This window comes from Glaesserella parasuis (assembly GCF_017352235.1).
Classification (GTDB): domain Bacteria; phylum Pseudomonadota; class Gammaproteobacteria; order Enterobacterales; family Pasteurellaceae; genus Glaesserella; species Glaesserella parasuis.
Genome location: NZ_CP071487.1, coordinates 1788353 through 1806669, shown reverse-complemented (window position 1 = coordinate 1806669; position 18317 = coordinate 1788353). Strand labels below are relative to the sequence as shown.

General features: G+C 40.6%; 18 protein-coding genes and 1 pseudogene. 11 read left to right on the top strand and 8 right to left on the bottom strand.

Annotated elements, in window-relative coordinates; translation table 11 throughout:
• Positions 1-98: 98 nt before the first annotated feature.
• Complete coding sequence (locus J1G47_RS09240) at positions 99-569, bottom strand: SprT family zinc-dependent metalloprotease (protein ID WP_035490105.1); 471 nt, start codon at positions 567-569, stop codon at positions 99-101.
• A gap of 23 nt (positions 570-592) precedes the next feature.
• Positions 593-1339 carry a ribonuclease T2 family protein gene (locus tag J1G47_RS09235; RefSeq protein WP_021109986.1) on the bottom strand — a complete coding sequence of 249 codons (747 nt, stop codon included), beginning with the start codon at positions 1337-1339 and terminating at the stop codon, positions 593-595.
• Positions 1340-1521: 182 nt separating this feature from the next.
• On the opposite strand from J1G47_RS09235, the gene cysK reads away from it, so the two are divergent.
• Entirely contained in the window at positions 1522-2472 is a 951-nt protein-coding gene (gene cysK / locus J1G47_RS09230) for a cysteine synthase A (RefSeq protein WP_015939738.1), read from the top strand.
• 63 nt (positions 2473-2535) lie between these two features.
• Here the strand turns inward: cysK and murJ are convergent, their stop codons facing one another.
• Entirely contained in the window at positions 2536-4107 is a 1572-nt protein-coding gene (murJ, locus tag J1G47_RS09225; protein WP_160414629.1) for a murein biosynthesis integral membrane protein MurJ, read from the bottom strand.
• A gap of 240 nt (positions 4108-4347) precedes the next feature.
• Between murJ and rpsT the strand changes: the two genes are divergently transcribed.
• The 4 genes from rpsT (at position 4348) to recN (ending at position 11120) form a co-directional block, all read left to right on the top strand.
• A complete protein-coding gene (gene rpsT, locus J1G47_RS09220) occupies positions 4348-4611 on the top strand; it encodes a 30S ribosomal protein S20 (protein ID WP_005713402.1) in 264 nt (87 codons plus the stop codon).
• Positions 4612-4866: 255 nt separating this feature from the next.
• Positions 4867-6714 carry a DNA mismatch repair endonuclease MutL gene (gene mutL / locus J1G47_RS09215; protein ID WP_160416662.1) on the top strand — a complete coding sequence of 616 codons (1848 nt, stop codon included), beginning with the start codon at positions 4867-4869 and terminating at the stop codon, positions 6712-6714.
• 213 nt (positions 6715-6927) lie between these two features.
• Positions 6928-9198 carry a 5-methyltetrahydropteroyltriglutamate--homocysteine S-methyltransferase gene (gene metE / locus J1G47_RS09210; RefSeq protein ID WP_160555679.1) on the top strand — a complete coding sequence of 757 codons (2271 nt, stop codon included), beginning with the start codon at positions 6928-6930 and terminating at the stop codon, positions 9196-9198.
• 242 nt (positions 9199-9440) lie between these two features.
• On the top strand, positions 9441-11120 hold the full coding sequence (gene recN / locus J1G47_RS09205; RefSeq protein ID WP_207326594.1) for a DNA repair protein RecN: 1680 nt from the start codon (positions 9441-9443) through the stop codon (positions 11118-11120).
• A gap of 65 nt (positions 11121-11185) precedes the next feature.
• Here the strand turns inward: recN and J1G47_RS09200 are convergent, their stop codons facing one another.
• Positions 11186-12121 (bottom strand): hypothetical protein, encoded by a 936-nt coding sequence (locus J1G47_RS09200; protein ID WP_207326593.1) that lies wholly within the window; start codon positions 12119-12121, stop codon positions 11186-11188.
• Positions 12122-12216: 95 nt separating this feature from the next.
• A pseudogene (locus tag J1G47_RS09195) lies at positions 12217-12663 on the bottom strand (IS1595 family transposase); the annotation flags it as partial.
• A gap of 233 nt (positions 12664-12896) precedes the next feature.
• Here J1G47_RS09195 and mutH point away from each other — a divergent pair.
• From mutH to J1G47_RS09165, 6 genes are all read left to right on the top strand, one after another.
• Entirely contained in the window at positions 12897-13577 is a 681-nt protein-coding gene (mutH, locus tag J1G47_RS09190) for a DNA mismatch repair endonuclease MutH (RefSeq protein ID WP_207326860.1), read from the top strand.
• 86 nt (positions 13578-13663) lie between these two features.
• Positions 13664-14392, top strand: a complete 729-nt coding sequence (locus J1G47_RS09185) for a TerC family protein (RefSeq protein ID WP_207326591.1) — start codon at positions 13664-13666, stop codon at positions 14390-14392.
• 102 nt (positions 14393-14494) lie between these two features.
• A complete protein-coding gene (locus J1G47_RS12230) occupies positions 14495-14698 on the top strand; it encodes a CidA/LrgA family protein (RefSeq protein WP_016528366.1) in 204 nt (67 codons plus the stop codon).
• Positions 14699-14710: 12 nt separating this feature from the next.
• Positions 14711-15340 carry a thiamine ABC transporter ATP-binding protein gene (gene thiQ, locus J1G47_RS09175; RefSeq protein WP_207326590.1) on the top strand — a complete coding sequence of 210 codons (630 nt, stop codon included), beginning with the start codon at positions 14711-14713 and terminating at the stop codon, positions 15338-15340.
• A gap of 63 nt (positions 15341-15403) precedes the next feature.
• Positions 15404-16123: an SPOR domain-containing protein gene (locus tag J1G47_RS09170; RefSeq protein ID WP_016528364.1), complete on the top strand. Its 720-nt coding sequence runs from the start codon at positions 15404-15406 to the stop codon at positions 16121-16123.
• Positions 16124-16138: 15 nt separating this feature from the next.
• Positions 16139-16459, top strand: coding sequence for a DUF2322 family protein (locus tag J1G47_RS09165; protein WP_005713919.1), 321 nt, complete (start codon positions 16139-16141; stop codon positions 16457-16459).
• Positions 16460-16535: 76 nt separating this feature from the next.
• On the opposite strand, the gene J1G47_RS09160 is transcribed toward J1G47_RS09165, so the two are convergent.
• The 3 genes from J1G47_RS09160 to exbB are packed head-to-tail and all read right to left on the bottom strand — an operon-like array spanning position 16536 to position 18190.
• On the bottom strand, positions 16536-17309 hold the full coding sequence (locus J1G47_RS09160) for a cell envelope integrity protein TolA (RefSeq protein WP_016528363.1): 774 nt from the start codon (positions 17307-17309) through the stop codon (positions 16536-16538).
• Positions 17309-17695, bottom strand: coding sequence for a TonB system transport protein ExbD (gene exbD, locus J1G47_RS09155; RefSeq protein ID WP_207326589.1), 387 nt, complete (start codon positions 17693-17695; stop codon positions 17309-17311). Before exbD ends, J1G47_RS09160 begins: the two co-directional genes overlap by 1 nt.
• A gap of 42 nt (positions 17696-17737) precedes the next feature.
• A complete protein-coding gene (gene exbB, locus J1G47_RS09150; RefSeq protein ID WP_005713914.1) occupies positions 17738-18190 on the bottom strand; it encodes a TonB-system energizer ExbB in 453 nt (150 codons plus the stop codon).
• Positions 18191-18317 lie beyond the last annotated feature (127 nt).

The following is an 18317-nucleotide window of genomic DNA, read 5'->3' as shown; positions in this document are numbered from 1 at the left end:
TAGGTATAGTAGACAAAACAGTTCAGAAAAAATTTGTCTACTATACCTAAAAGTCGACATTTATGATTCAGATGGAACGTTTTCTTAAGTAGCAATGTTCACTTGACCTTCAACACCAACACCTCTTTGCATTTTTTGCAAATATAAGACCGCTTGTGTTGCATAATAGCGTTGTGACGGCGGATTGATAAAAAGTGCGTTTGGCAACCGCAACGGTAGGGGAATTGTTGTCCTACAACATTGGCGACATCAAAGCAATGGTACGTTTCGGCAGGTACGCCGAGAACGTCTTTCATCATCATTTTCCACTCTTTGCCGTGTGGCTGTACTTGTCCGAATTGTTGATAAACCAGCAGGTGAGCAAGTTCGTGTGGGACAACTTGTTGCACGAAGTTTGAGCTATTTTCACTCAATAAAATAGGGTTTAAGCGAATTTCATTTTGTTGCAAGTAAGCCACGCCAGCTTTTCGCCCCCGTACGGTGTAACTTACCGTTGGGGGCGTAAAGTGTTTGTTAAAATAGCGGTTCGCTTTGTCCAAATCTCGTTTTAACTGGCGTTGGACTTGCATTTTGAGTTCACGAAGATGTTGCACTAGCGAGGACAATCCATTACGTTCCAGCTCTTGTCGTAACAAATATAAAGTTCGTTGCGACTAGCTCCAAGATAAGCCTCTTTAAGCTGTGGGTTAAATTTTTTTAACCACGCAAATAGTTCTTTGCGTGAGAGTTCTTGTCCTGGTAGGTTGAGGCTACGGAAAAGTTGTTTCTGTTTCTCAAAATAGTCTTCTGCATTATTGAACGCACAGGCTCCGTGTTTTTCCCATTGTCCTTGTAACAAACTTGCCCCTGGGGACTCTGGTAGATATTGTTTAATCAGATTTTCAGGTAGTTGAGCCAAATCGCCTTGGCAGAAACGTGGGTGTTCATCAGCTGATCTTGCCGTTGCCGATTGTGGCCATAAACCGTGAATAACCCAACCAAATTTCGAGGCTTGGTTGCATTGCAATGCAAGATGAGCTGGAACGTTTCCGTTATTTTTGCTTCTCTGTTCTTCGCAAAAACTTGGCGACCACGAAAGTGCTAACATATAGTAATCCACAGAGGCTTGGCGGTTTTGCCCAAACTTATCTTTTGCCATATTGGTATCGTAATTGCCTAACTGGCTTGGGATTTCAACATTGTTGGTGCTTAGTGAAACCGTTGGTGCTGGCGTTGGTTGCTTACGTTCTTGTTCTTTCTTTTCATTGTTAAACCAAGTAATGACGGAAAAAATACCGATCACCACAAGGGAAATGAGCTGAGTAAGCGTGCGTTTTTGAGTGGATTGCTGTTTTTTCATTGGTCAATCTAAGCGTTAGAAATAAAGGGTTACTATACCATTTGCGTCAGTGGTTGCAAAATTCCCTGAGAAAATCTCCGCTTGTTATTTCTTTTAGTTATATTAAATGCCATTCTTATCCTTAACATTAGGCTAAAAATCCGTATGCTAACCACATTCAAACTAGCACGAGGAACATAACAATGACAATTTATGCAGACAACTCACAAACGATAGGAAATACCCCGATTGTTCGTTTAAAGAATTTCGGTCACAACGGGAATTTATTGGTTAAAGTAGAAGCTCGTAACCCAAGTTTTAGTGTTAAATGCCGAATTGGTGCAAATATGGTATGGCAGGCAGAAAAAGATGGTATCTTGACGAAAGATAAGGAAATTGTCGATGCCACCAGTGGTAACACTGGCATTGCGCTAGCCTATGTAGCGGCTGCTCGTGGTTATAAATTGACATTAACAATGCCTGAAACAATGAGTATTGAGCGTCGTCGATTGCTGCGTGGCTTAGGGGCAAATTTGGTGCTAACCGAAGGGGCAAAAGGAATGAAGGGGGCGATTGCCAAAGCTGAAGAAATTATTGCGAGTGATCCGAACCGTTATATTATGCTTAAACAGTTTGAAAATCCAGCAAACCCAGCTATTCACCAGCAGACGACAGGTCCTGAAATTTGGGAAGCAACAGAAGGCAATATTGATGCCTTTGTCGCAGGTGTTGGTACGGGCGGTACGATCACGGGAGTAAGCCGTTATATCAAGCAAGATAAAGGTAAACAAATCATCAGCGTAGCGGTTGAGCCAGCCGAGTCGCCAGTGATTACACAAACGTTAAACGGAGAAGAAATCAAACCAGGTCCACACAAAATTCAAGGCATTGGTGCAGGCTTTATTCCGAAAAACTTGGATTTAAGTTTGATCGACCGTGTTGAGCAAGTGGATAGCGAAACCGCCATTGCAACCGCTCGTCGTTTGTTAGCCGAAGAAGGTATTTTGGTCGGGATTTCATCTGGTGCAGCTGTCGCTGCCGCAGATCGTTTAGCAAAATTACCTGAATTTGCGGATAAGACAATTGTGGCCATTTTACCTTCCGCCTCAGAACGTTATTTAAGTACCTTGTTGTTTGAGGGGATTGAAAGTTAATGTACAAAATATCGTGTAGCAATGTATATTCTCATATTGCTATACGATCTAAAAATAGTCACTTTAATTTACCTTGAATGATCTTATTTGCATACCAAGCACCCCAAGAGTGGCAAAATAGCTGATTGCAGCAAGTACAATTAACCACGCAAGCCAATGGACTTTCGCCCAAAAATTCAATGTGTTCCAACCTGTTAAATCCGGAGAAAAATAGGACACTAACGCCCCCATTACACAGGCAGCAATCAGCAGTTTAAGGGTAAAAATTGCCGTGGTTGTTGTGACTTTATAAATGCCCTTTTGAGCTAAGCCACGATAAAGTAAGCCAGCATTTACCGCAGCGGAAAGTGCCGAAGCCATTGCTAGTCCAATAAAACCGAAAGGAATAGCCAGTACACCAAAACAGATATTACTTACCGCTGCAATCATACCGATTTTGACTGGTGTTTTGGTGTTTTGGTTAGCATAAAAGCCGTTCGCCAAAATACTAATTAACATATAGCTAATTAAGCCAAAGCACATCACAAACAGAGCTTGCGAAGAAGCGATAACATCATTGAGTTGAAATTTCCCGTGCATAAACATCGTCATTATCAACGGTTGAGCAAGGATCATCATTCCAACCATCGCAGGAATACCAAGCAGTAATACCATACGAACACCCCAGTCCATTGTTTGCTCAAAGTTAAATTTACGTTGTTCTTCCGTCAAATCTTTCTGTTTGGCAATACGAGATAAGCTAGGCAAGATCACCGTAGAGATAGCAATACCGAATAATCCAAGTGGGAACTCAATTAAACGGTCAGCATAGTAGAGCCAACTGATTGAGCCTGTGATTAAAAATGAGGCAATAATCTGATTAATGAGCAAGTTCAGTTGGGTAACAGATACACCGAATAAGGCAGGAATCATTAAGTTGCGAACTTTCTTTACCCCTTCATCATGCCAAGCCCATTTAGGTTTAACCAATAAACCTTCCTTTTTCATAAAAGGGATTTGGAATAGGAATTGTGATAAGCCACCTAAAAATACCCCCCAGGCAAGTGCCGTATCGGGCGAGGCAAAGAAATCTTTTCCCCAAATTGCAACGCAAATAATTGCCACATTTAACAGAACAGGGGAAAACGCCATTACACCAAATTTACCTAACGAATTTAAAATCGCCCCCGATAATGCAACAAAAGTGATAAACCACAAATAAGGAAATGTAATTTTGAGTAACAACGAGGCTTGGGTAAATTTTTCTGCATCAGGTCCATCATTGAGCCAATCTAAAAACCAGCCCGTACCAAATAATGCAGCAATCACAGGGGAAGCAAGCATTGCGACTAAGGTGACAACAGTGACTAATCCCCCCAACGTTCCCGATACTTTTGCAATAAATTCACGAGTTTTGTCTGGATCATTATCGGCATTATATTCCGCTAAAACAGGCACAAAGGCTTTAGAAAAAGCCCCTTCGGCAAATAAACGGCGAAGAAAGTTAGGAATGCGGTTGGCGAATAAAAATACATCGGCGGCAACGCCTGCACCCAGTAAGTTGGCAACCACCACATCACGCACTAAACCAAGAATACGAGAAAGTAGGGTCATACCGCTAACAATCATTCCTGATCTTAATAATTTCTTGCTCACAATTTGTTCTCTTTATCTTCTTAAAAAATTGATCGGAATTTTAGCAGTTTGTTATAGGAAAATCAGAAAAAAACTGCTAGAATCCGCCTCTATCTTTTACTCAAGAACATTTCTTGTGTGAAACGATGTTATTTTCAAGCCCGTGTCTCGTTGAAAATGAATTTAAACTATCGATAGCACTGCATAAAAAATTGTTTTTTATGTTTTTATTTTTACACAGATATTTTTAGGAGTTTGACCTTGGCTAATATCAAGTCAGCACAAAAACGTGCGGTTCAATCAGAAAAACGCCGCCAACATAACGCAAGCCAACGCTCAATGATGCGTACCTTCATCAAAAAAGTATACGCAGCAGTAGCAACTGGTGATAAAGCAGCTTCAGAAGCGGCTTTCGTTGAAATGCAAAAAGTTGTGGATCGTATGGCATCTAAAGGCTTAATCCACGCTAACAAAGCAGCTAACCACAAATCTAAGTTAGCTGCTCAAATCAAAAAATTAGCGTAATTGCTTTTTAAACAAATTTGCAAATTTTTTGGAAAACCGACCGCTTGGTCGGTTTTTTTGATTTGCATAAAAATGCTTTCCTACAGCTTATCTATTTGAGAATAGTAAGCATCGTATCAAATCTCATAAAATTTAATGTGTAAAAGCTAATTCTAATAAGCATAGAAATAGAATAAGAGAATTTATTTGATACTCAACGTAATAAATATTATTTGTGATAGAATCTATTTCAAATTATCTCTATTTTTCTTACATATGAGCGTTAAAGGATCTAAACCCCTTATTCAAATCCTCCCTCCCCAACTCGCCAACCAAATTGCCGCAGGCGAAGTGGTGGAACGTCCTGCGTCGGTGGTTAAAGAGCTGGTAGAAAACAGCTTGGACGCAGGGGCAACGCAAATTCAGATCGATATTGAGAAAGGTGGATCGCAGTTGATCCGTATTCGAGATAACGGCTGTGGGATCGGCAAGCAAGATCTCGCTTTGGCTTTGGCTCGTCACGCCACCAGCAAAATTGCTACTCTTGAAGATCTGGAGAGCATTTTAAGTCTGGGCTTTCGTGGTGAAGCCTTAGCCAGTATCAGCTCGGTGTCCCGTTTAACGCTCACTTCTCGCCCCGAATATCAGGCAGAAGCGTGGCAAGCCTATGCACAAGGGCGTGAAATGGAGGTTGAAATCAAGCCTGCTTCTCACCCTGTCGGCACGACTATTGAAGTGGCTAACTTGTTCTTCAATACCCCTGCTCGCCGTAAATTTTTGCGTACCGATAAAACCGAATTTGCCCATATTGATGAAGTGGTTCGCCGTATTGCATTAGCAAAACCGAATGTGACTTTTACGCTGACCCATAATGAGAAAAAAGTGCGTTACTACAAAGCGGTGGCGACACAACAGCTTGAACAGCAACAAAAACGGGTTGCAACGATTTGCGGTGATGAGTTTATTCAGCAGTCGGTACACATTGATTGGCAACACGACGATCTACATATTTACGGCTGGGTCGGCTCACCAAGTTTAGCGAGAGTGCAAAACGATCTCTGTTACAGCTACGTCAATGGGCGAATGATGCGAGATAAAACGATCAACCATGCTATTCGTCAAGCCTATGGGGAACGGTTGCCGAAGGATCATTACCCTGCCTTTGTGCTATTTTTAGATCTTGACCCAAGCCACGTTGATGTTAATGTTCACCCTGCAAAACACGAGGTGCGTTTTCACCAAAGTCGCTTAGTCCACGATTTCATCTACCAAGGTGTTTTGAATGCTCTTGAAGATCAACATCATTTACCTCTGACAACGAATGTCAGCGAGACCTTGCCGAATTATATTGCCGACACCAACCGTGTGGCTTCGGGGCAGAATATTTTCGCTCACAGTTATCGTGAACCACGCTTGACTTCATCAACTCACGCAGAACGCCCAAATTACAGCAATACTCGCTCATCAGGGGTAAGCAAAAGCGAACAGAAGTGGTATGGCGAATTGCTTTCTACATCGCCTATGCAAGACTATAAGCGGTCAGAACCTGTTCAAGATTTGTCAAAAACAGCCAAGATCACACCGCTTGTTGAACCGATAGCCGAGCCGGTCACGCCCTATGCTCAAGCCTTAGCGGTAGTGAAACAGAAAGCATTGTTGATGAAACAGGGCGAAACCTTTTATCTGCTTTCCCTTGAAAAATTGGCTCAATTAAAACTACAAGCTGAGTTAGCCAAAAGGGAAAATCAAGCTCTGTTGATACCGCTAAGTTTAACCCTTGATGAACAGCAAACAGCGTCTTGGCAACAATCGCAAACCGCTTTGGCAGACTTGGGTTTTGATATTCAAACAAAACAGTGGCAAGGACAAACTCGCCTTACCATTCAAAAAGTCCCAACTTGTTTACGCGAACAAAATCTGCAACAACTGCTGTTTAGTCTATTCAATCAACAAGCGGTCGATTGTGCCGAATTTTTTGCAAAAAATGCGACTTATCCAACCGCTAGCAGTTTGAGCGAAGCGGTGGCGTTATTGGCGGAGGTTGAAGTGCTGCCGAGGGGGAAAGCGATGTTAGAGGCGTTGAGAGTTGAAGTGGATTTTGAAGAAATGCTAATAAATCTTTAGAGAAAAAATCTCTATCTATTCCATCTATACCCATAAGGTATATTGAATGATTTTCGAGCTTGGGTGTATAAGTCACCATGAAAAATTTTCATAATGTTTGTGAAAATTATGAACTTGCATAATGTTGTTATTTTGTAGATTATACAACTAGCCATTTAGACGGCTAAACGTCTAAATAAAAGAAATATCAAATCTATCAAAGGAGAACACATTATGACAACATTCCACATCTTAGGCTTTCCACGCGTTGGGGCGAAACGTGAATTAAAATTTGCACAGGAACGTTACTGGCGTGGTGAAATTGCAGAACAAGATTTATTAGATTTAGCCAAAGCCTTGCGTGAGAAAAACTGGCGGCACCAAGCGGCTGCAAATGCTGATTTTGTGGCGGTGGGCGATTTCACCTTTTACGATCATATTTTAGATCTACAAGTAGCAACGGGAGCAATTCCTGCACGTTTTGGGTTTGACAGCCAAAATTTAACCCTTTCGCAATACTTCCAACTGGCGCGTGGTAACAAAGATCAATTTGCCATTGAGATGACCAAATGGTTTGATACCAACTACCACTATCTCGTGCCTGAGTTCCACAAAAATACCGAATTTAAAGCCAACCCTGCTCACTACGTTAATCAAATCCGTGAAGCGAAAGCCTTAGGCTTAAATGTCAAACCTGTGATTGTCGGGCCATTAACCTTCCTTTGGTTAGGCAAAGAGAAAGGCGAAGCATTTAATCGTTTTGAGTTATTAAACAAACTTGTGCCTGTTTACCGTGAAATTTTAACCGCACTTGCGGCGGAAGGCGTGGAATGGATTCAAATTGACGAGCCGGCTTTAGCCTTAGATTTACCGGCACAATGGCTGGCGGCTTATCAAGCGGTCTATGCGGAATTAAGCCAAGTGGATGCGAAATTGTTATTAGCGACCTATTTCGGTTCGGTGGCAGAACACGCAGAGTTGCTCAAAGGCTTAGCGGTTGATGGCTTGCACTTAGATTTAATCCGTTCCCCTGAACAGCTTGCTGCCTTTGAAGATTACAGCAAAGTGCTTTCGGCAGGCGTGATTGACGGGCGTAACATTTGGCGTGCGAACTTAAATCAGGTGTTAGATCTGCTTGAGCCGTTAAAAGCGAAATTAGGCGAGCGTTTATGGATTGCCCCAAGCTGCTCATTGTTGCATACGCCCTATGATTTAGCGGTGGAAACGCAATTACAAGCGAATAAACCTGAACTATATCAATGGCTTGCCTTTACGCTACAAAAAGTCGAAGAATTGTCGGTAATTAAGACCGCACTTGAACAAGGTCGAGCAGCGGTACAAGCACAATTAGACGCAAGCCAAGCGGCAGCTGATGCCCGAGCGACATCAAAAGAGATCCACCGTGCAGAAGTGGCGGCACGTTTAGCCAACTTACCTGAAGGGGCGGATCGCCGTCAATCGCCATTTGCAGAACGTATTGCGAAGCAAAATGCGTGGCTAAACTTACCGCTTTTACCAACGACAAATATCGGTTCATTCCCACAAACCAGCGAAATCCGCCACGCTCGTGCGAGCTTTAAGAAAGGCGATTTAAGCCTTGCGGATTACGAAACGGCGATGAAAAAAGAGATTGAATATGTGGTTCGTCGCCAAGAAGAGTTAGACTTAGATGTGCTGGTTCACGGCGAAGCGGAACGTAACGATATGGTAGAATACTTCGGTGAATTGCTTGACGGCTTTGCCTTTACCAAATTCGGCTGGGTGCAAAGTTACGGCTCACGCTGTGTCAAACCGCCAGTGATTTATGGTGATGTAGCTCGCCCTGAACCGATGACGGTGCGTTGGTCGCAATATGCTCAAAGCCTCACCAACAAAGTGATGAAAGGAATGCTGACAGGGCCTGTGACGATTTTACAATGGTCGTTCGTGCGTAACGATATTCCACGCTCAACAGTCTGCAAACAGATCGGCGTGGCGTTATCGGACGAAGTGTTGGATTTAGAATCTGCAGGGATCAAAGTGATCCAAATTGATGAACCAGCAATCCGTGAAGGCTTACCACTCAAGCGGTCAGATTGGGATGCTTATTTGCAATGGGCGGGTGAAGCCTTCCGTTTAAGCTATATGGGCGTGCAAGATGACACCCAAATCCACACCCATATGTGTTATTCCGAGTTCAACGACATTTTACCCGCGATTGCCGGCTTAGATGCAGACGTGATTACCATCGAAACCTCACGCTCCGATATGGAATTACTCACCGCCTTTGCCGATTTCAAATACCCGAACGACATCGGACCAGGCGTGTACGACATTCACAGCCCACGCGTACCCAAAGCGGAAGAGATCGAACACTTATTGCGTAAAGCCTTGAAAGTGGTGCCGAAAGAACGCTTATGGGTAAACCCAGACTGCGGCTTAAAAACCCGTGGCTGGAAAGAAACCATTGAGCAGTTGCAAGTGATGGTGGAAGTGACCAAGAAATTGAGGGCGGAGTTGGTGTAGTTAATATTTATCTTAAGCTATGGAAATAGTATAGATATCTTTGTCAACAATATGAAATTAGCCCTATTACTTGGGCTAATTTCGGATGTATTCCTTGTAATGTACATTGCATCTGAATATATCTTCCAAAATAACAATAAATTTGTCCTATTCTTTACCATAAAATTTTCTGTATTTTATTTACTGTGTATAAAAACAGTGATACTATATACTCATACAGTGCTTCGTATGGGTATTTTCTTATGCTAACTCAATTAACCATCAATAATTTTGCAATTGTTCGTCACCTAACCCTTGAATTAAATGAAGGAATGTCCGTAATTACAGGGGAAACGGGGGCTGGTAAGTCTATCGGGATTGATGCACTTGGCTTATGCTTAGGCTATCGTTCTGAAAGTTCGATGATCCGTAATGGTGCAGATAAAGCGGATATTTCGGCGACATTTTCTATGCAACCTACTAGCCCTGCGTATTTATGGTTAAAGGAACACGAGCTACTCGATGAAGATAATCCACAAGAGTGCATTTTACGCCGTATGATTAACCAAGAAGGGCGTTCCAAAGCCTTTGTCAATAATCACCCAATCCCAGTTTCGCAACTGCGAGAGCTTGGGCAATACCTTATTCATTTGAATGGTCAGCACGCTCCACAGCTCTTACTGAAAAGTGAGTATCAGCTTGAAGTGGTGGATAATTATGCCAATTTACACCCATTATTAGCGGAAATGGCAACGCAATATCATAGTTGGCGAAAATTGCATAAGCAGGTGAAAAATTTCCATCAACAATGCCAAGAGAATGAAGCACGCAAACAGCTTTTGCAATATCAAGTGGAAGAACTCGATGAATTTGCGATTAAAGAAGGGGAATTTGAGCAACTAGAAGAAGATCACGCTCGCCTTGCTAATTCTGAGCAATTAACGGAACTGTCACAATCTGTATTGAATTTGTTAAGTGATGATAATGCCAATGTAGATACAATGCTCTATCGTGCTATTCGGGATTTAGAAGAGCTAGTCGAAGTCGATAGCCAATATCAATCGGCATTAGAAATGCTCAATGAAGCCTTAATTCAAGTACAGGAAGCCAGTTCCGAAATCAATCATCTTGCCAATAAAATTGAGCAAGATCCTGAGCTATTAAATGAATTAGATCAACGCATTAGCCAAACAATGCAACTGGCTCGCAAACATCACATTACCCCTGATAAGTTATGGCAAAAACATCTGAGCTTAAAACAAGAGCTACAAACCCTATTAGATTTTGCGGAAAATGAAGAACAGTTAATTGCAGACGAGCAACAAGCCTATCAACAATGTGTTAAATTAGCAGAAAAAATTTATCACAAGAGGGTAGATGCTGGGCAAAAACTGTCAGCCGAAGTGACCAAACAGATCAAACAATTAGCAATGGAAAACGGCGAATTTTTCATTGATATTCAATATAATCTCGACAAATTATCAGCCAATGGCGCAGATTTCGTTGAATTTAATCTTCGCAGTAACTTAGGGCAAAATGCCCAACCATTAGCCAAAATTGCCTCTGGAGGTGAGCTATCACGGATTTCCCTTGCGGTGCAAGTTTTAACGGCGAATAAACTTTCAACGCCAACGATTATTTTCGATGAAGTCGATGTTGGGATCAGCGGACCAACGGCAACGGTGGTCGGCAGATTATTACGCCAGTTGGGTAAAAAATGCCAAGTGCTATGCGTGACCCATTTACCGCAAGTGGCAAGTCACGGTAATCATCATTTTAACGTGCAAAAACAAGTTGAAAATAATCAAACAGAAACCAAAATGAGCTTGCTGACACCAAAAGAACGAGTAAAAGCCTTAGCCCGATTGTTAGGAGGGGAAAAAATTACCGATGCTGTGTTAGCGAATGCTCAGGAAATGTTAGATTTGGCAGAACAGGGTTAATTCAGTGGAATACAAAAATGCCTTTGTTAAAGAAAACAAAGGCATTTTTTTAACAATAGAAACTATTATTTGTCTTTGGTAGCAGTTGCCCCAATAACTCCTTCCCAATTATTTTGAGGGGTATTTGGTGTTGAATCCTCCTGTTTAGCTTTTCCTAATAAAATCTCGCCACTTTTGCCATATAAACCACCATTAAATTCCGTTCCTGGGAGGGGTATTCTTGGTTTATTCATCGAATATAAACGAGTGAAAATAGAACCATTTTCACTAACATTTGTTTGATTAGTAGTTAAATCGTTTCCATTCACACCATAAATATTAATTAAAATTGATTTATTCGTATGTCTATAGGTTGCTGTAACATTAGCCTCTTTAGCTTGTTCAGGAGCAGCGTTGAGAGCATAGTACATTTTTCCTTGATAAGATAAATCGTGAGTTGGAAGAGTTTTGGCTTCTTCTCTCGCTTCTAGTAAAGCCATATATTTGCGTTCAACATCTTTCTCACCAGGCTTATATTGATTTTCTTTTATTTTATTTAATGTCGCATAACCATAATATCCAACCAAATTTCCATCGGCATCTCGTAACGTATTCATTTTACTATTATTTGAATTGCTACCACTGACTGGGGCTAGCTTGATTTCTTTGCCTTCAAGGGTAATACTCACCCAATTGTTCGCATCGTAATAACCACCATTTTTCGAGAAGCCCTGCCAAATATCTTGATCATTCAATTTTTGAGAGGGAGGCTCTATTTTTTCCTTAGATTGCTTACCAACAATTGGCTCTTTTATTTGCTTATCCTCTTTTGCTTCGGGAGCTTTGCTAGCATTATTTTTATCCAAAGATTGGGGGTTATTTTCACTTACTTGTTGATTAGTAATAGGATTTCCTGTTTTATCTACAGCTTGCTGATGACCACCACTTGAACCACCGCCACCACAAGCTACTAAGATGCAACTAGCAAGTAATGTAATACTAAGTTTTTTTGTTTTGTTCATATTTGTCTCCTCATAAATTTTGGGGCTGTCCTAGATAACTAACTTAAGCTGCCCTTAACTAATTGTTTTAAAATGGAAATTTAAGATTTTAAGTTACTGTGATTGATACGAAAATGATTAAACTCACTCACATCAAGAACATTATAGCTTCGATAAAAATCGGTGTAAACAATGCGGTCAGGCTTCACCTTTTCTCGAATAATCGGTAAAAGTGTCGCAGATTGAGTATTCGGTACAACGACAGTATATACCTTACCATCACGCTTTAAAAGCCCGAATACAGCGGTTTTACCCACAGCTCCACGACCTCGTTTACCTTTGCGAGTGCCGCCAAAATAGCTTTCATCGGCTTCAATTTCACCTTCAAACATCTCCATATGTGGGCTGTTTTGATAGATAAGCAATCGCAGACGATAGAAGTAATAGGCTGCTGTCGTTTTATTTACATTTACCAACTCAGCTGTTGTTCGAGCAGTGACACCTGCCACAAACAGCTCAATGAGTTTATTTTGTTTATGCTGACTTAGACGACTTTTTCTCATTTGGTTATTTTAACCTAAAATAGAGCTTTTAGTCGTTATCTAGGACAGCCCCTAATTTTTTACAAACTTTATTTCAACTTAAATACTAAGAGTTCTCAATGAAAATATTGTTAGTAAAATATGGTAAAATAAAAAGCATTATATTTGAATAACTAGCGGTCGGTTCAGATAAAAAATTTGCAAATTTTTATGATCAAGTGACCGCTTATTTTCGCATAAGAGATCGCACTTCAATGCAACTTGCCACCCATTCCACCACAGAAACAGAGCTTCTCGCCAAAGCTCAATGGCTTGCAGGCTTTACCCTAGGGGAAATTGCCGAACTGTTGAATATGGTTGTACCGCCTGATTTACGTCGAGATAAAGGTTGGGTGGGTATGCTTATTGAAACGGCGTTAGGGGCAAAGGCTGGCAGTAAGCCTGAACAAGATTTTGCCCATTTAGGCATTGAGTTGAAAACCATTCCTGTCAATGAAAAAGGATTGCCGTTAGAAACTACCTTTGTCAGCCTTGTGCCTTTAACGGATAATCACGGTATTGTATGGCAAACCTCCCACGTTAAACATAAATTACAACGGGTTTTGTGGATCCCAGTCGAAGGTAAGCGGTCAATTCCCCTTGAAAAAAGGCATATCGGACAGCCGATTTTATGGTCGCCGTCCCAACAACAAGAACAGCAGTTACAACAAGACTGGGAAGAGTTAATGGAACTGATTGTGCTTGGACGTTTAAATGAGATCAATGCTCGTTTAGGAGAAGTGCTTCATTTGCGTCCAAAAGGGCGAAATAATAAGGCGTTAGCAGGGGCCGTAAATCAATACGGTGAAAAAATTCAATCATTGCCACTAGGGTTTTACTTGCGTAAACAATTTACCGCAGAGATTTTACAAAATTTTTTGCATGCGCCCCTTTAATTTTGCCACAGCTCTCTATATGATGTGCAACTTTTAGTTCGGCAATTTTTGCCGATGTTATGTCTAATTTTATCAAGGATCTTTCTATGTTTGAGTGGATTGCCAGCCCAGAAGCGTGGGTTGCTCTCTTTACCTTAGCAGCGTTAGAAATCGTGCTAGGTATTGATAACATTATTTTAATCAGTATTTTAGTTTCTCGTTTACCTGAAAAACAACGCCAGTCAGCGCGTATTATCGGCTTGGGCTTAGCGATGGCAACTCGTATTCTTCTCTTGCTTTCATTAGCGTGGATGATGCGATTAGTCGATCCGCTCTTTACGATTATGGATAAGCCGATTTCAGGACGTGACCTGATTTTATTCTTCGGGGGCTTATTCCTAGTCGTTAAAAGTGCAATGGAACTGATTGAAGCGGTTAAGGGCGAAGCACACGATACTGAAGGCAATACAAGTAAGAAAGCGAATTACTTTATGATCCTTATCCAGATCGCTGTTTTAGATATCGTATTCTCGCTAGACTCTGTTATCACTGCAGTTGGTATGGCAGATGATATTCCTGTTATGGTGATTGCAATTATGATTGCTGTGGGCGTGATGATGTTTGCCGCAAAACCAATCGGGGATTTCGTTGATCATAACCCAACCGTTAAGAATTTAGCACTTGCATTCTTAATCTTAATCGGTATCGCATTAATGGGTGAAGGCTTTAATATCCATATTCCAAAATCAGCGATTTACACCGCAATGGGCTTCTCGGTGATTGTGGAATTTATCAACATTAAAATGCGTAAAAACCAAGAAAGATATCGGAAATAAATCATAAAAGCTCTCCAGATTAGGGGAGCTTTTGTATTATTAATATATGCACTTCCTATAAGTAGGTATACATTAATTGCAAGAAAATAAAAGAATTAAACTATGTTAATTAAATTATTACGCTTTATCATAGCAATTACAATACTATTTTTACTACTTTACTTGGGTAAGGTGCTCAGCCCATTAATACCGATTCGTATTCCTGAAAGCATTCTAGGAATGTTAATGTTATTTATTTTGTTTGGAACCAAAATAATCAAAGTGAGCAGTATCAATACCGAGATGTACAATGTTGAATACAATTAATGAGATACACACGTGATTTATATAAATGTTGAATTTGATTACCCTGAAATGCCAATGCAGTTTCAACTCAATGTAAAAAAAGGGGAACGCATTGCGGTGATTGGTGAAAGTGGTGCAGGCAAAAGCACTTTGCTTGATCTGATAGCAGGTTTTGAAAAAGCGGATCGTGGTGAGATTTTACTCAATGGGGAAAATCATTTTGCTACTGAACCAGCCCAACGCCCTGTGTCGATGTTATTTCAAGATAATAACCTTTTTCCACATTTAACGGTTGCTCAAAATATTGGTTTAGGGCTAGTTTCTCGTTTGCATTTTGATGCTACACAGATGCAACAGATTACACAAATTGCAAAGCAGATGGGCATTGCTGAACTCTTAGAACGCCGTTCGGATTTATTATCGGGCGGACAAAAACAGCGTGTGGCGTTGGCTAGAACCCTACTTAGGGATAAACCGATTTTGTTGTTAGATGAACCCTTTTCTGCCCTTGATCCGCAAAAGCGAATAGAAATGCAACAACTTGTGGTGGAATTATGCCAACAAAAACAGCTCACGTTACTAATGGTCACACATCAGCTGGAAGATATAAGTAAGTGGTGTGATCGGGTGGTCGAAGTGAAACAAGGGCGTTTGATTTACTAGTCAAAATCTAATTTTTTCAGTAAGATTAAAGATTATTTTATATCGGATTTAAAAGAGGTTATTGTGCCAAATCGTGATTATGCTGTTCGCTCTAAAGCCAAAAAAGGTGGAAATACTGCACTGATCTTAGCAGTGATTATTTTATTATTGATGGGAAGTGGCTTTGTTCTCTGGTTTTTAAAAGAAAGCAATCCAACCACGCCTGTAATGCCGACACAAATGGCACCATCACAGCAACCTAAAAGTACCTTGCCAACCCCACCGCAAGAAGTATATAGCTACATTCGAGATCTAGAAACCAGAGAAGTTCCTGTGGATAAAAATTCTAAATTGGCACAATTAACCAAAGAGCAAGAGTTGGCAATTCAGAAACAAAAAGAAGAGCAGCAGTTAAGCCAAACAGCAACATCTGATCCAGTCGCAAATACCTCGACAGCAACAGAACAAAAACAAGAGCAACAACAAGAAGTTAGTGAAGAAAAACCAAAGCAAGAGCAACTCCCAAAAACACAAGAACAGGCAAAAAATATTACAACAGCAAAGCCTGCTTTAGAGCAACCTAAGAATGTCGGAAAATTTGGTTTACAATGTGGTGCATTTAAAAATAAAGCTCAAGCAGAAAATATGCAGGCCCGTTTAGCTATGGCTGGTTACAATGCTCGTATTAATAGCAATGGTGAATGGAACCGCGTTGTTGTTGGTCCAGCTGGAGATAGAGCTAAAGCAATGGCGGCGTTATCTAATGCTCGTAGTGTAGCAGAATGTGTCATTATTGGTATGTAATTAAAAGGAAACAAAATGCAATTTAAAGATTATTTAGCGACTTTCCCTAGCATTGAACATTTGTCAGGCTTATCTATATTGGATAGACAAGGAAATATCATTCACCATATTCCCGCTATTGAAGGTAAATTAGGTTCATTAAAACTGTATAATGCACTTGCAGAAAGATTTAGTCAGCAGCTGAATGTTAAATCTGCTCAGCAAGGAATTATTTGGTTTGCTGAGCATGTTGAAGATGCAACTCAACATCCAGGGAAACACCCGAATATTGACTTATTATTTAATATTGTTGAACAAAAATTAGAGTTGACATTAAAACCTATTACTAATGGATAAAAACTTATCATTTATGAGTTACTTAACTTTACAGCTCTTATTTTCATAAAGTTGTAGCAGGTATAGTAGACAAGCATTATTGCACAGAAAACTTCACCGGCACCGTTAGCGATGTAGGGAAACCTGCTGGAGGAGGCGAGTGCATTTTTGTGCTTTGAGCCGCTTTCATTGCTGCCGCATCCAAGTTGCTATTCCCTGACGAATTAATCACTTGAACATTAATTACTTGCCCTGATGACGATAACTGGAATGATAAGGTTACTGTCCCTGTTTTTCGCATCATTTTCTCTCTTTGAGGATAAGCATTGTTAGCTCTTTGCTGCAACGTCCGTTGTAATTGAGCTTTATAAGCGTTAATTTCCCCACCACTTGCTGAGCCACTATTTACAGTGCCACTACCTTTTGGTGAGCCAGTTACAATACCCTCTTGATTTTTTGCACCTTGCACCGCACTCGGAATTGCTTTTGCTACAACACCTTGTTTAGCTTCGGCACCTTTCTCAATGGCTTTTACAGGAGGTTTTTCTTTTGGTTTTGGCTTTTCTTTTGGCTTCGGTTTTTCTTTAGGTTTTTCCTTTGGCTTTGGTGGCTCTGGTACAGGTTCAGGAATAGGCTCAGGCTCTATGACAGGCTCAGGTTTCTTAACTTCTTCCTCAACAGGTTCTTCCGCTGCCACCGCTACTTGTTCTTGCTCTAAACGTGCCGCTAACATTTCCATTGAAATACTGGAAACTTCCTCTGTTGCAGGTAATGGTTTTTGAGTATGGATAATCCCAAACACCGTTGCAAATAGCGTACCGTGTAAGGTGAGAGAGCCGATTAATCCGATACGGGAGTGACGTTTTTTCATTACTTACTGTTCTCTTTTTTCGTCACTATTGCTACATTTTTGATTTCATTTGCAGCCAGAAGATCGGTTAGCTCAACAAATTTTTCAAAGGCAACGGTCGCATCTACTTTCAAGGTCACCTTTTGGCTTTTATCCCAAGTCGATATTTCTGCATTTAGTTCTTCTTTAGTGATCGGTTTATCATTGTAGAAAAATTCATTATTTTCAGTAATAGTGAGCAGTTTTGCTAATTCATCAGCCTTCATTGCTTGTGTAGTAGAGGCTTTCGGCACATTTACTTGAATTTTATCTTGCGAGATAAAAGAGGCAGTAACTAATACAATCGCTAATAGCACCAACATAATGTCGATGAATGGGATAATGTTTATTTCATCAAATTTTTTCATTCTATCCTCGTCGCTTGTCAATTTTTAGCGGTAAGTGACCGCTTATGCTTTAGCTTTGCGAGCTTCAAGGGCTTGCCATTTTAATTTGTTTTCTTCGACTTTACGTCCAAAGCCGTTATAAAACATCATTGCAGGAATGGCGACTAAGATACCGACAGCAGTTGCTTTGAGGGCTAAAGAGAGATGCACCATAATAGAAGCAGCGTCAATATCCCCACCGGAATGCCCAAGTTCATAGAATGTTAATAAGATACCGATAACAGTACCAAGTAGCCCGATATAAGGGGCGTTTGAGCCGATAGTTGAGATCGTTGTGAGGTTAGCAGTGAGATCGATTTCTAACTCTTGCAATGTTTCGTAATCTTTGACTTCTACTTTCTTATAAAATAGAACTCGTTCAATGATTTTGGCAAATAAAATCACACTCATTAGTCCTAATAAACCAAGAATAATATAGTCGATGTAGCTTTGTAAAAATTGAAATAGTTGATCCATTGAAAAGTCCTATCATATAAAGAAAAAATGCGTATAGAATTACGCATTTATAATAGTTCCTATTATATAAAAGTGAGTTGAAATTTCAACTGCTGTAATAGCTTATTGTTTATTTACAATTTTGTGT